This window comes from Oxalobacter aliiformigenes, from assembly GCF_027116575.1.
Taxonomy (GTDB): domain Bacteria; phylum Pseudomonadota; class Gammaproteobacteria; order Burkholderiales; family Burkholderiaceae_D; genus Oxalobacter; species Oxalobacter aliiformigenes.
On record NZ_CP098252.1, the window covers coordinates 824,636 to 838,269 of the forward strand.

General features: G+C 53.1%; 10 protein-coding genes. 2 read left to right on the top strand and 8 right to left on the bottom strand.

The genetic code is table 11. The features are described 5' to 3' along the window. Positions 1-59 precede the first annotated feature (59 nt). The 5 genes from NB647_RS03915 to NB647_RS03935 form a co-directional block, all read right to left on the bottom strand. Positions 60-1,073 (bottom strand): class 1 fructose-bisphosphatase, encoded by a 1,014-nt coding sequence (locus NB647_RS03915; RefSeq protein ID WP_269265284.1) that lies wholly within the window; start codon positions 1,071-1,073, stop codon positions 60-62. Positions 1,074-1,101: 28 nt separating this feature from the next. Then, positions 1,102-3,759 (bottom strand): aminopeptidase N, encoded by a 2,658-nt coding sequence (pepN, locus tag NB647_RS03920; RefSeq protein ID WP_269284256.1) that lies wholly within the window; start codon positions 3,757-3,759, stop codon positions 1,102-1,104. 241 nt (positions 3,760-4,000) lie between these two features. Then, positions 4,001-4,984, bottom strand: coding sequence for a UTP--glucose-1-phosphate uridylyltransferase GalU (gene galU, locus NB647_RS03925; RefSeq protein ID WP_269284258.1), 984 nt, complete (start codon positions 4,982-4,984; stop codon positions 4,001-4,003). 609 nt (positions 4,985-5,593) lie between these two features. Then, entirely contained in the window at positions 5,594-5,884 is a 291-nt protein-coding gene (locus NB647_RS03930; RefSeq protein WP_269284260.1) for an H-NS histone family protein, read from the bottom strand. A 267-nt stretch (positions 5,885-6,151) separates the two neighbouring features. Further along, the gene (locus NB647_RS03935) at positions 6,152-6,586 is read right to left on the bottom strand and encodes a putative toxin-antitoxin system toxin component, PIN family (RefSeq protein WP_269265288.1); all 435 of its coding nucleotides are present in this window, start codon (positions 6,584-6,586) and stop codon (positions 6,152-6,154) included. Positions 6,587-6,615: 29 nt separating this feature from the next. Between NB647_RS03935 and NB647_RS03940 the strand changes: the two genes are divergently transcribed. Next, on the top strand, positions 6,616-7,395 hold the full coding sequence (locus NB647_RS03940; RefSeq protein WP_269284261.1) for a YaaA family protein: 780 nt from the start codon (positions 6,616-6,618) through the stop codon (positions 7,393-7,395). Positions 7,396-7,428: 33 nt separating this feature from the next. On the opposite strand, the gene NB647_RS03945 is transcribed toward NB647_RS03940, so the two are convergent. After that, the gene (locus NB647_RS03945; RefSeq protein WP_269284263.1) at positions 7,429-7,818 is read right to left on the bottom strand and encodes a hypothetical protein; all 390 of its coding nucleotides are present in this window, start codon (positions 7,816-7,818) and stop codon (positions 7,429-7,431) included. Positions 7,819-7,997: 179 nt separating this feature from the next. On the opposite strand from NB647_RS03945, the gene NB647_RS03950 reads away from it, so the two are divergent. Continuing rightward, positions 7,998-8,456: a RidA family protein gene (locus tag NB647_RS03950; RefSeq protein WP_269265808.1), complete on the top strand. Its 459-nt coding sequence runs from the start codon at positions 7,998-8,000 to the stop codon at positions 8,454-8,456. A gap of 69 nt (positions 8,457-8,525) precedes the next feature. Here NB647_RS03950 and NB647_RS03955 read toward each other — a convergent pair whose 3' ends face one another. Next, positions 8,526-11,141: a bifunctional diguanylate cyclase/phosphodiesterase gene (locus NB647_RS03955; RefSeq protein WP_269284266.1), complete on the bottom strand. Its 2,616-nt coding sequence runs from the start codon at positions 11,139-11,141 to the stop codon at positions 8,526-8,528. A 163-nt stretch (positions 11,142-11,304) separates the two neighbouring features. Next, positions 11,305-13,623, bottom strand: coding sequence for a DNA topoisomerase IV subunit A (gene parC, locus NB647_RS03960; RefSeq protein WP_269284267.1), 2,319 nt, complete (start codon positions 13,621-13,623; stop codon positions 11,305-11,307). Between the last annotated feature and the right edge of the window lie 11 nt (positions 13,624-13,634).

Consider the following 13,634-nt stretch of genomic DNA (forward strand, 5'->3'; position numbering starts at 1 on the left):
ATACGAGCAGAAACGGACTTGCCGGCCGTTGCGAGGGAGCTTCAACGGCCGGCGAGGTATCAGTGCGTTTCCTTGTGATAGCGGGTGATGCGTTCCACTTCGTTTTTCGATCCCATGAAAACCGGAACGCGCTGATGCAGTTTTTCGGGAACGACATCGAGCATTGGAATCAGGCCGTTGGTCGCCGCACCGCCGGCCTGTTCAACGATCATGGCCATCGGGTTGGCCTCGTACAGCAGACGGATGCGGCCGCCTGCCTCGATGTTGCGTTCGTCGGCGGGATACATGAAAACGCCGCCGCGTGTCAGGATCCGGTGCATGTCGGTCACCATGGATGCGACCCAGCGCATGTTGAAATCCCTGCCGAGCGGTCCTTCCTTGCCGGCCTGCATTTCATCGAAGTACCGTTTGACCGGCGGGAACCAGCGCCGCTGGTTCGAGGCATTGATGGCGTATTCGCTGGTCGTTTCCGGAATTTTCATATTGGGATGGGTGAGAACCCACGATCCCATTTCACGGTCCAGCGTGAATCCGTTGGTGCCGCGGCCGGTAGTCAGTACCAGAAGGGTTTGGGGGCCGTAGAGGGCATAGCCGGCGGCGATTTGCTGGCGGCCGGGTTGCAGGAAATCGGCTTCGGTGGCGTCCGTCTTGCCTTCGGGCATGGCAAGCACCGAAAAAATGGTGCCGATGGAAACGTTGACGTCGATATTGCTCGATCCGTCCAGCGGATCGAAGAGCAACAGGTAATTGCCGTGCGGATAGGTTTTCGAGATAGGATGAATCGTTTCCATTTCCTCTGAAGCGACAGCGGCCAGATAACCGCCCCATTCATTGGATTCCAGAAGGATTTCGTTGGAGAGTACATCCAGTTTTTTCTGGACTTCTCCCTGTACGTTTTCCGTTTCGTTGCTGCCCAGGATGTTTCCGAGCGCTCCCTTGCCGACGGAATGACTGATTGTCTTGCAGGCACGGCAGACGACTTCCAGAAGCAGACGCAATTCTTCCGGAACGGTGCCGTATTTCCGGTTTTCCTCAATCAGGTGTTGCGTCAGACTGATACGTTTAGGTCTCATGATGCTTTCTTCTTTTTTCGATGTGATGTCAGGCAGACAGGGTTTTTTCAATGATTTCGCGTGTGTCGCGGGACAAAGGCTGTTCCGAAACGTGCCGCAAGGCCTGTTCTGCCGGTTTGCGCAAAGACGGAATGTATCGTTTCCACTGATCCATGCATCTTGCCAGCCGTGCGGCGACCTGTGGATTGATCCGGTCCAGTTCGATCAGGTTCTTGCTCCAGAATTCGTAACCGCTTCCGTCAGCTGCATGGAATTGTGCCATATTGTTGTGGCAAAATCCAAAGATGAGACTGCGTGCCCGGTTGGGGTTTTTGAGGGTGAAGGCCGGGTGTTCCATGAGCGTTGTGATGGTTTCGATGCCGGCATGGGGAGAAGTGGCCTGTAACGAGAACCATTTGTCGATGACGAGCGCTTCGTTTTCGAATTCCCGGTAAAAATCGTCCAGCAGGGCTTTTGCCTCGGGATGCCTGTTCATGCAGCCGGAGTGAACCAGCGACGTCAGGGCGGCCAGCCGGTCGGTCATGTTGTCCGCACGGTTGTACTGTTCGATGGCCATTTGGCAGTAGGCGGGCTTGTCCAGCGCAAGCAGATAGGATAACGCCAGATTTTTCAGGGCGCGTTTTCCTGCGTCGGAAGGAACGGGGCGGTACGTCCCTTCTGTCCTGTTGCGATCCCATGCATCGCGCCATTCCTTTTCGAGTTTTTCCGCCAGTGCCTTGCGCATGAACTGGCGGGCCTGATGAATGGCATGGGGATCGATTTCATCCAGTCTTTCTGCCACCATCATTTCACTCGGCAGGGTCAGGGCCAGTTCTCTCAATGCGGCGTCAAGTGACATGTCGGACAGGACGGCCCGGAACGCATCGGCAAATGCCGTGTCCAGTGTCAGGGGCTGGCCGTCCTGAACCGCTTTCGTCAGGCTGACGAGACGGCGCGCGGCGAGACGCTGGCCGGCTTCCCAGCGGTTGAAGTGATCGCTGTCGTGGGAAAGCAGGTGCAGCAATTCATCATCGGATTGTTCGTATTCCAGAATGACGGGAGCGGAAAAATTGCGCAAGGCGGAGATGACCGGTTTTTCCGCGACATCGACGAAAGTGAATGTCTGGCTGGCGTCAGACAATTCCAGAATGCAGGAGGTTCCAGAATCCTTTCCTCCTTTCAGTCGCAACGGCATGTCGTTGCCCTTGCTGTCCAGAAGACCGATAGCGAAAGGGATCAAAAACGGCTGTTTTTCAGTCTGACCGGGTGTCGGCGGACAGGACTGGGAGAGGGAAACAGTAAGTGTCCGTTTTTTTTCGTCGTAGTGGCTTTCCAGTCTGACGCGGGGGGTTCCGGCCTGGCTGTACCAGCGTTCGAATTGCGAGAGATCGCGTCCGTTGGCGTCAGCCATCGCGGCGAGAAAGTCGTTGCATGTGACGGCGTTGCCGTCATGGCGGCTGAAATAAAGGTCCATGCCTTTTCTGAAACCGTCACGGCCGAAAAGGGTCTGGTACATGCGGACGACCTCAGCGCCTTTTTCGTAGACGGTAACGGTATAGAAGTTGTTGATTTCCTGATAGGCATCCGGACGGACGGGATGGGCCATGGGGCCGGCATCCTCGGGGAACTGCAATTGCCGCAGGGTGCGGACATCTTCGATCCGTTTGACGGCACGGCCCGAATCGCTTCCGGTCAGGTCTGCGGAGAATTCCTGATCGCGAAAAACGGTCAGCCCTTCTTTCAGGGAAAGCTGGAACCAGTCGCGGCAGGTGACCCTGTCACCGGTCCAGTTGTGGAAATATTCGTGACCGACGACAGATTCGATGTTGGCGTAATCGGTATCGGTCGCGACTCGCGGGTTGGCCAGGACGTACCGGGTGTTGAAGATGTTCAGTCCCTTGTTTTCCATGGCGCCCATGTTGAAGTCGCTGACGGCGACGATCATGAAGCGGTCGAGATCGAGTTCCAGACCGAAACGGGATTCGTCCCACCGTATGCTGTGTTTGAGCGATTCCATCGCGTGGGCAGTCTTGTCCAGGTTGTTTTTCTCGACCCAGACCTGCAACAGGACATCGCGGCCGTCGGCCAGTCTGAATGTTTCTTCCCGGCAGACCAGATTGCCCGCCACCAGGGCAAAGAGGTAGGATGGTTTTCTGAACGGATCGTCCCATACGGCGTAGTGGCGGTCGTTGGGCAGGTCTCCTGTTTCGACCAGATTGCCGTTGGAGAGCAGAACCGGGTATTTTTCCTTGTCGGCACGGATCGTGACGGTATAGGTCGCCATCACATCGGGGCGGTCTGGATACCAGGTGATTTTCCGGAATCCTTCGGCTTCGCACTGGGTGAAAAAGTTGCCGTTGGAAAGATAAAGTCCCATCAGGGAGGTGTTCTGGTCAGGATGGATGAGCGTGTCGACGACGAGCGTGACATCATCGGGGGCATTGGCGATACGGAGTTCGCCGTTGTCTGTCGCATAGTCTGATTTGGCCAGCGTTTTGCCGTTCATGACGATTTTGACCGGTTCCAGCGCTTCACCATACAGGACGATGTCGTGGCTTTCCGATTCGGGATTGTGCCGGAGGCGGGTGGTGGCCTTTACCTGGGTCACGGATGGCCCGAGATCGAATGTAAGGTCGATGTGATCGACAAGGAATGGAGGAACGGTGTAATCCTGACGATAAATGGTAATGGAAGAGGATGAAGTCATTTTCTGTTATTTCAGCGTTTTTTCGGTAAAAGCGGAAAAGAAAATCTGTTTCAGGGTGATGGACGGGAAACGGTTTCCATTCCGGCGTGAGGTTTCACATTATCCAACAGAATCGGGCGGTATGGTAAATGGCAGATGAAATCGTGTCCTGTGAACGGATAGATAAAAAAAGATTCTTTTTCGTTTTTCGAAATCCGGTAAAAAGAATCTTTTTTCAGGAAAACGCCGGGTATCGGGGTGATCATGCCATGTTGACGGGGCGGCTGTTCCAGGGGGGTCTGCGGCCGGTAGCCAGTGCGGTTACTCCGGAATAGTCGGGAGACGGTACCGGGGTGAACGTTTTTTTGCGGATGCTGTCTTCAGGGCGGTTGTCCAGAAATTGTCTGAAAGCCGTACCGACTTCCTCGTGTTTCAGGGCATACTGGACGGTCGCTTTCAGATAACCCAATTTGCTGCCACAGTCGTAACGGGTTCCGTCGAAGCGGTAGGCGAATGCGGCTTCTTCTGCCAGAAGCGATGCAATGGCATCGGTCAGTTGCAATTCACCGCCAGAGCCGGGTTTCAGTTTTTTCAGATGAGCGAAAATGGCCGGAGAAAGAATGTAACGGCCGACAACGCCCAGATCGGAAGGGGCGTTTTCGGGAGCGGGTTTCTCGATGATCCGGTCGATGGCCAGCAGATGGCCTTCTTTCTTGCCAGCTACCATGCCGTAATCCCGGCTTCTGGAAATATCGATTTTTTCGACGCCGATAATGCTGTGTCCACAGGTTTCGTAAAGATCGGTCATCTGGCGCATGACGGGGATATCGGCATCGAGCAGATCATCGGCGAGAATCACGGCGAACGGTTCTTTCCTGACCAGTTTTTCGGCACACAATACGGCATGTCCCAGTCCCAGCGCTTCAGCCTGACGGACGAAAAAGCATTCCACATTTCCGGGTTTGATACTTTTGAGAACATCCAGCAGGTTTTTCTTGTTTTTGGCGTACAGTTCCGTTTCCAGTTCATAGGCTTTGTCGAAGTGGTCTTCAATGGCACGCTTGTTTCGTCCGGTCACGAATATCATTTCCGTGATTCCGGCTGCTGCCGCTTCTTCCACGGCATACTGGATCAGGGGTTTGTCGACAATGGGGAGCATTTCCTTGGGGCTGGCCTTGGTGGCCGGCAGGAAACGGGTACCGAGGCCGGCTACGGGAAAAACCGCTTTGGTGATTTTTTGTGTCATTTGGCTATACCTCTTGCAGGTTGACATGGACATTATTCCGGCATCTGTTGTGTTGTTGAAATGTCCGTTCACTTTTTTAACGGTATTTCCGGCAATACGCATTCCGGTCGGTCACGTTTTTTATGGTGATAATCGATAACAGATACGATGGGAGACTTCCTGATCCGGGATGGATTCATTCATGGTTCTGTTATCTTTATGGTTTGCACGGGCTGTTTGGCGTGACGGGCAATGCGCGTTGAAACAGATTCCGAAAGAGTCGTCATGATGACATTTTTCCCTGAGGGTCGTTTTGACGCGAAGTAAAACAGACTGGTATAAGCAGGCAGCCGGATTTTCATGTTCAGGCGATTTGCTGATTATGAAATGGCTATATGTGGAGTCCGTTTGTAAAGAAGATTTTCATTATGGGTGAAGGAATGTATCCGGGACGGAGAATGAATCGGAACAGGGTGAAAAATTGAAAATATTGTTCGGAAAATATCAAGATTGTGTCCGGTAGCCGGATATCAGAAAACCATGTGAAAGAGAATGGTATAAAAAAACAGACCTGTCAAAACAGGTCTGTTTTCTGGAATCATCCAAAGTTTTCCGGATATTCGAATATCGTTATTTGATGAGAAATTTTTCCCTGTTGTTCGGATCGATCCATTTCGGTGCCTTGCCGCGGCCGGACCAGGTTTCACCCGTTACCGGATTCCGGTATTTCGGAGCCAGTGGGGTACGGACTTGGCCGTTTTTCTTTTTGTTGGTAAAACCGAGATCGGCCAGGGTAATGCCGTATTCGGCCATGGTCATCTTGATTTGTGCAATGGCATTGGATAATTCGTTTTTGCGGAGTTCTTCCGCTTCATGCTGAAGCTGTTTTATCTGATCCTGTAATTGCTTGTAAGTCGCCATAATTTTTTCCTGATCAAAAGTCAGAAGAAACAAATCCGGTTTCCGTGTCTTCCGACGGTTTTAAGAAGTAGAAATATTTTTGCATCCCGATAAAACGTATTCTATATTTTCGTTTTCAATAAATAAAGGGTACATAAATGAATTGATGTTTATTTGTTTAATATTTCGCATTTATCGGAAATGTTTCTTGTTTAAAGCCGGGTATTCCCATGTGAGCCGATGCCTGATTCATTGAAGGGAACCGGAAAAGGCCGGGCTGAATATGGCTTATTCGCTACAAGTATTCCATTGTAACGGGGTCAGAATACTGAATTGTCCGGTTTTCCGGTTTCTTCTGGCCAGTTTTAATAAAGCCCTGTCTTTGGTAAAGAGATAGGATGCGTGTGAATCGTAAGCGAGTTCCATGAATTTCTGGTCATCTTTATCGCTGCATACGGCAAGCAGATGATAATCCCGTTTATCCGGATTGACTAATTGGATAAAGCGGTCAAAATCCTGTCTGGATTGCGCTTTTTCAGATTCGTTTAAAGCGAGTTTGGGATAATCGAGAACACGGAGCCATTCTTCGCGACAGTCTTCACGGGTAATGGCGATAATGGTTTTTTCATGGATGGCTTTCAGCAGGCCGGCAGAGGCGGCATCGTGAAAAACGAAGAGATCCAGACAGACATTGGTGTCCAGAACAGCCAGTTTGGAATTCATAGAGTTGGTTAATCGACGGGAATATGACTATGCTTGTAATTTTATCACCCTCCAAAAGACAGCGTTTTCCGGAAAACGTGACAGATGATCCGTTACAGAAAAAGCTGTTTGGTCGTCCGGAATGGATGTCGAAAGCCGAAAAGGTGGCAAAAATCATGAAAGCCTGTTCCCCTCATGAACTGGCGCGTATTCTGAAGGCATCGGATACCATTGCCGTGACGGAAGCGGGGCATTTCAATGATTGGGACAGTCAGGTGGTTTATCCGAAGGCCCGGCCGGCTGTCATGACATTCGATGGGGATGTGTACCGGGCGCTTGATGCGGGGACGCTGACGGAAAAGGGATGGGGGTATTTGAACGGTCATCTTCGCATTCTGTCGGCCCTGTATGGCGTGTTGAAGCCGTTTGACCTGATCCAGCCGTATCGCGTCAGTTTCGAGGCTACGGCGGTCAGGCCGGAGGGAAAAAGTCTTTATGATTACTGGAAAAAACCGGTGACCGATTCGCTCAACCGGGCCCTGGAAACTTCGGACAGTCGAGTGCTGGTGAATCTGGCATCGGCGGAATTTGCCAGGGTAGTCGATCGGGAAGCGCTGGATGGGGAGATGATCACGCCGGTTTTCCAGGAAATGAGGCAAGGAAAACCGAGGGTCATGGGACTGTATGCCAAAAAGGCGAGAGGGATGATGACACGTTATGCGGCCGAACGCGGTATCACCGATGCAGAAGATCTCAAATCCTTCGATCTCGGCGGTTATGCTTTTCATGCCGCTTCGTCGAAAGACAATATCTGGGTGTTCAGACGGTGAGGCTGCCCGGAAAAACCGGACAATGGGCAGGAGTTATTCCTGTCGTTTGCGGATTTCCTCTGCCAGCTCTTCTTTTCCTCTGCTTTCCAGTGTGGCGACAAGCCTGCGATGTTCCCTGACCGCCTGGTTCCAGGTGGCAAAACGCCAGCGTGGCTGGATATCGTCGGGCAATCCGAAGACTTTTGTTTCGAAGAGCCGTTTTTCTCCTGCTCCGAACGCATGGTCGATCCCCGTGAAAATGGTCGATACCAGCAGGTCACCGACCTGTGTCTGTTCAATAATGCGATTGGCCGCCGATTTCATGAAAGTGATGTATTCTCCGAAGGAGCAGGGAACCGGTTTTTTGCCCGACAACCTGTAGAGGTGGCCCTTGAGCAGGTTTTCCGGATTGTCGGCAAAGGTATCGTTTTCCGTGTTGCTCATGGCGTCTTTCCTGGTCAAAAAAATGCCATTGTAACGGACAAACGGCGTTGGCAGCTGTTTTCAGACGGCAATGGAGTTCGACGAAGAGGAAAACATTTGAATACAGGGCGTGCTTGGCTATAATGGGGCGATCCGCCGGAAACGGTATCCGGCCGTATCAACCTGACAGGAAACGAATGATGTCCGTTTATGAAAAACTGAAAGCCATGAATATCGAATTGCCGCCGGTGGCAAAACCGGTTGCGGCCTATGTTATGTATGTCAAATCCGGCAATCTGGTGTATTTGTCGGGACATATCGCCAAAAAGGACGGCAAGCCGCTGGTTGCCCAGTTCGGCAGGAATATTTCCGTGGAGGAAGGCAAACAGGCGGCGCGCAACACGGCAATCGACTTGCTGGCGACCTTGCAGGATGCCTGCGATGGTGATTTGAACCGCGTCAGGCGGATTGTCAAGGTACTTTCGCTTGTCAATTCGACGGGAGACTTTACCGATCATCATCTGGTCACCAACGGGGCATCGGAGTTGCTCGTCGAGGTGTTCGGCGAAGCGGGCCGGCATGCCCGTTCGGCTTTCGGCGTGGCCCAGATTCCGACAGGTGCCTGTCTGGAACTGGAACTGATCGCCGAAATCGACTGAGTCCCGGAAAAAAGGGCGGAGACGGGATATCCGCGAAACCGGCAACAAGGGTTTGTCCGTTTTGCCATGTCAGTCGGGGGCGCAGAAATGGCTGATTTCACCGGCAGGCAGGGACGGGCTGACCAGATATCCCTGATATTCGTCACAGCCGATTTTTTTCAGCAGTAGAGCCTGACCATCCGTTTCAACTCCGCCGGCCGACACTTTCAGGCGCAGGTTTTTTGCCATGGCGACAATAGCGCCGGCCACATCGGCGTCTTCGCTGCCGGTTCCGAGTGCATGGATGAAAACGGGGTCGATCTTGATTTTTTCGATAGGCGCCTTTTTAAGATGACTGATGCTTGAACAGCCATTTCCGAAATTGTCCAGTACGATTTTGACACCCATGTCGCGCAGTTCATGAAGGAGATCGGTAACGGTCCTGATGTTTTCCATGATGCTGCCTTCTGTGATCTGCAATTCGAGAGCGCCGGGGGCCAGTCCGTTTTCTTTCAGGGCATTGCGGATGATGGGAAGCAGGTTTTTCTGTTTCAGCTGAATCGGCGACAGATTGACGGAAACGGTTTTGGGATGTCCGTCATGGTGCCATTTTCCGGCCTGTTTGCAGGCCGAGCGGATGACCCATTCCCCGATCGGGCTGATCAATCCGGTATCTTCGGCCACTCCCAAAAAGCGGGACGGCATCAGGATGCCAAATTCGGGATGTTTCCATCGCAAGAAGGCTTCGACGCCAGTCATATGGCCGCTTTTCGTGTCGATAATCGGTTGATATTCCAGAAAGAAGCCGTCGTTTTCAAGTGCGGCGCGAAGGTCGTTTTCCAGCCGGGTCCGTTCGACCAGATGCAGGTTCATTTCAGCATTGAAGAACTGATAGGCGTTTCTCCCGTTTTCTTTCGCATGGTACATGGCCGTATCGGCATTTTTCAAAAGGGTGTCGATATCTGTTCCGTCTTCGGGATAGAGGGCGATTCCGATGGAAGGCGTGATCGACATTTCATAATTCTCGATCTGGTAGTTCTGCGAGAGGGAATGCATGATGTTGTTGACGACAGTGGCCACATCGTCAGCATGTCCGATATCATTCAAGAGAATAACGAATTCATCGCCACCCTGACGGCTGACGGTATCGTTTTTGCGGACACACTGGGTCAGTCGCTGGGCGACCTGTTGCAGGAGGCGGTCGCCTACCGCGTGTCCCAGCGTATCATTGATATGTTTGAACCGGTCCAGATCCAGAAACATGACTGCAGCTTTGCGGCGGTTGCGCTCGGCGGCCATGAGTGTCTGTCCGAGACGGTCCAGAAGCAGGATACGGTTGGGCAGTCCGGTCAGAAAGTCGTGTTCGATCATGTAACGTGCGTGATCTTCCAGAAAGTCGTTTTGGCTGATATCCAGCAGGATACCGATATAACTGATGATTCGCTCATCCATGTCTCGGACGATTTTGATGGTGAGGTGGGTCGGTGCGATTTTTTCCTGCCGGTTTTTTTCGAAGGTCGCCATTTCTTCGTGATCGCTGCATACAATCACGTCGCACAGCTGGCTGTAACAGGTCGAATCGGCGATGCCGGTCTGGAGGTACCAGGGTTTGTTGCCCATGATTTTTTCCTGGGTCAGCCCGGTCATGCGGGTGAACGGAGGATTGACGACAGTGATGCGCCTGTCCTGATCGGCGATGAAAATTCCGTCACGGTTGTTTTCAAACAGGTTGCTGGCGATTGCCAGTGCCTTCTCCGTTGTCTTGTACGAGGTGATATCGGCGGCGATACCGGTCAAGCCGATTTCACCGGAGGCATTTTCCTCGATCAGATAGCATTTCAGATTGATCCATGCAAAATCGCCATTGGGCTTGTCGATGCGGATTTCAATGTCGAAACCGGTTTTTCCGTTGATCGCCGAATTCAGCGCCGTCCGGATTTTTCCGGCACTTTCCGGGTGCACGATGTTGATGAAAAGAGGGAAGGGAATGTCGTCGAAAGTGACAAAGCCGAACAGATCGCCGCTTTTGTCGGAAAAGTGGAAGCGCAGTGTTTCCATGGAGGCGTCTCTGGCGATGGTCGCCCTCCACAGGCCGATATTTGAGCGTTCGATGGCCAGCTGGCAGAAATATCTGTCTTTTTCCAGTGTGCCAATCCGGTTTTCCTGCCGTTTCCGGTGATTTTCTTCTGTGGTGATGTCCTCGATGGTCAGGTGAAGGCAGCCTCGCATCTTGCCGGTGGAAAATCCTTTTACCCGGATGGTCTTCCCGGTTTTTTCCGTTATACCCGTCCAGACTTTCAGGGAACGGGAAGATTCCAGAAGGGCCAGAAACATCAGAAATGCCGGCCGGTCGCTTTCGCGCAGACTGTCCATCAGAGCGTTTTTTCCGGACAGGCCGAGCAGATCAGTGGCGGCAGAATTGTTTTTCAGGATATTTCCATGACGGTCGGCGATGAGCTGGGCGATGGGATTGTCTGTGAAAAAACACCGGTAATCCAGTCGGGAATCGGGTGAAAACAAACGGTTGTCCCTGTCGTTGTGATCGGTTGCGAACAGGTCGTTGTCAGGATTGCCGTTCGTGCGGAAAAGGTCGTCGCCGGATGAACCGGTTTCATGGCTGGAGTCAGGAACGGGATGTGTTTCTTCTCCGTTTCCCGAACGGGACAGCCTGTTGACCGGTTTTACATGATTTCCGCCTTTTCGCATAGTTCGGATCGTGGATAAGACCGTAAACGCTGCACAATGAGTCGTGCGCTCCTTCTCTGAAGCCAAGCCGCTGTTTCCGTGAGCCGGTTTTTGCGGATACGGTTGACGAACGGCGGGGTGTATTGAATCACATTTGCCGTCAGGCCGGACAAATAAATGCAGTTTATTTGATGTTTTCGAGCATGACAGGGGTGAAACGGGATTCTACCGCCTTGCCCTTGCGGGCACGCTTGCCGGTGTGGGAGTCCATGATGTTGCCGGTAATACGGACGTCATAACGGTTGTCGTTTCTGGCCGTGCAGACGACAAGACACCCCTTGTCGCCGACAGGTCGTGCCGCTTTCAGTTTTTCTCCGTTTTCCAGCGCCATCAGAATAACACCGTGCCCTCCGGATGAAAGCGCACGCAGTTCGGCGATGCCAAACAGCAGCAGTCGCCCCTTTCCCGAGAGAGTGGCAATCCACTTGTCTTCCGGAGAAATGGCGACCGGATCGAGCAACGTTTCTCCCGGTTCGAGGTTGATGAACGATTTGCCGTTGCGGACCCGGCTGGCCATATCCGATACCCGGGCGGAAAAACCGTAACCGGAATCCAGGGCGACCAGAACGGTCGTATCCGGTGTGCCGACGAAATACCGGACAATCGTTTCGTCGATGCCGGTTTCGGCAAAGGTCGTGATCGGCATGCCGTCGCCACGGCCTGCCGGCAACTGGTGGACAGGGACGGTGTAAATCCGGCCTGTCGAGGAAAATGCCAGAAGCAGATCGGTGCTGCGGCATTCGTATATGCCAAAAAGGCTGTCGCCGGACTTGAACGATATACCGGCGTGATTGAGTCCATGTCCTGTTCTCTGGCGGATCCAGCCGTTTCGCGACACGATGACGGTGACCGGTTCATCGGTGATTTTCTGTTCGGCGATGGCTTTTTCCGCTTCTTCGATCAGTGTGCGGCGCTTGTCGCCGTATTTTTTCCGGTCGGATTCGATTTCGCGAATGATGAGCCGTTTCATTGAGGAGGGGTTATCCAGCAGATCGTGCAGGGTTTCCTTTTCCTTGCGCAGTTCGGCCAGTTCCTGTTCGATCCGGATTTTTTCCAGACGCGCCAGCTGGCGCAGACGAATTTCCAGAATGTCGTCCGCCTGCCGTTCGGACAGATGGAACATTTCGATCAGGGCGGTCTTGGGATCATCGGATTCGCGGATGATGCGGATGACCTGATCGATATTCAACAGGACGGTTTCGCGTCCTTCCAGAATATGGATCCGGTCATCGACTCTGCCGAGTCGCCAGTTCGTACGGTGTCTGACGGTCACGAACCGGAATTCGATCCATTCTGTCAGGATATCCGACAGGCCCTTTTGCCCTGGTCGGCCGTCGATACCGATCATGACCAGGTTGACCGGCGTATTGCATTCCAGCGACGTGTGTGCGAGCAGTGCCTGCATGAATTCGTCGGGATTGATGCGTTTGGACTTCGGTTCCAGTACGATACGTACCGGTGCATCGCGGCTGGCTTCATCCCGGATCGTGTCCAGTATGCCGAGAAACTGCTGGCGAAGCGCGATCTGTTCGGGAGACAGTGCTTTCTTGCCGTTTTTGACTTTCGGATTGGTTATTTCCTCGATTTCTTCCAGCACTTTCTGGGAAGATGTGCCAGGTGGCAGTTCGGTCACGACGGCTTGCCATTGTCCGCGTGCCAGTTCCTCGATTTTCCAGCGTGCCCGGACTTTCAGACTGCCGCGCCCGTTTTTGTATATTTCGGAGATGATGTGCGGTGCCGTGATGATCTGCCCGCCACCGGGAAAATCCGGACCCGGCAAAATAGCCATCAGTTCGGCATGCGAAAGTTTCGGATTGCGGATCATCGCAATGGCCGCCTGTGCCACCTCGTTCAGGTTGTGCGACGGTATTTCGGTCGCCAGACCGACAGCGATGCCCGATGCGCCGTTTAACAGCGTAACCGGAAGTCGTGCGGGCAAGAGCTTCGGTTCCTGCGTGGAACCGTCGTAATTGTCCTGGAATTCCACGGTTCCCTGGCCGATTTCTTCCAGCAGCAGTTGCGCGATCGGCGTCAGGCGCGCTTCCGTATAGCGCATGGCGGCGGCACCGTCTCCATCGCGGGAACCGAAATTGCCATGCCCGTCGATGAGTGGATAGCGCATGGAAAAATCCTGTGCCATGCGGACCAGTGCATCGTAAACGGACTGGTCTCCATGCGGGTGCAGCTTGCCGAGTACGTCGCCGACGACGGCGGCCGATTTGCGGGGTTTGGCGTCCGGAGCGAGTCTTAATTCATTCATCGCATACAGAATGCGCCGCTGGACCGGTTTCTGGCCATCGCAGACGTCAGGCAAGGCACGTCCCTTCACAACGGAAATGGCGTAGTCCAGATAGGCCCTTTCGGCGAAACTGGCGAGCATCAGGGTTTCGGCCGGTTCGTTTTCGGGAGGCAACTGATCGAAAAGTGTGGGTTGTGACGTCATGACGGTTTATT

Bases quoted from the DNA above. Each gene is read 5' to 3' on its own strand.
- NB647_RS03915 (WP_269265284.1), bottom strand. From the start codon at position 1,073: ATGAGACCTAAACGTATCAGTCTGACGCAACACCTGATTGAGGAAAAC.
- pepN (WP_269284256.1), bottom strand. From the start codon at position 3,759: ATGACTTCATCCTCTTCCATTACCATTTATCGTCAGGATTACACCGTT.
- galU (WP_269284258.1), bottom strand. From the start codon at position 4,984: ATGACACAAAAAATCACCAAAGCGGTTTTTCCCGTAGCCGGCCTCGGT.
- NB647_RS03930 (WP_269284260.1), bottom strand. From the start codon at position 5,884: ATGGCGACTTACAAGCAATTACAGGATCAGATAAAACAGCTTCAGCAT.
- NB647_RS03935 (WP_269265288.1), bottom strand. From the start codon at position 6,586: ATGAATTCCAAACTGGCTGTTCTGGACACCAATGTCTGTCTGGATCTC.
- NB647_RS03940 (WP_269284261.1), top strand. From the start codon at position 6,616: ATGCTTGTAATTTTATCACCCTCCAAAAGACAGCGTTTTCCGGAAAAC.
- NB647_RS03945 (WP_269284263.1), bottom strand. From the start codon at position 7,818: ATGAGCAACACGGAAAACGATACCTTTGCCGACAATCCGGAAAACCTG.
- NB647_RS03950 (WP_269265808.1), top strand. From the start codon at position 7,998: ATGTCCGTTTATGAAAAACTGAAAGCCATGAATATCGAATTGCCGCCG.
- NB647_RS03955 (WP_269284266.1), bottom strand. From the start codon at position 11,141: ATGCGAAAAGGCGGAAATCATGTAAAACCGGTCAACAGGCTGTCCCGT.
- parC (WP_269284267.1), bottom strand. From the start codon at position 13,623: ATGACGTCACAACCCACACTTTTCGATCAGTTGCCTCCCGAAAACGAA.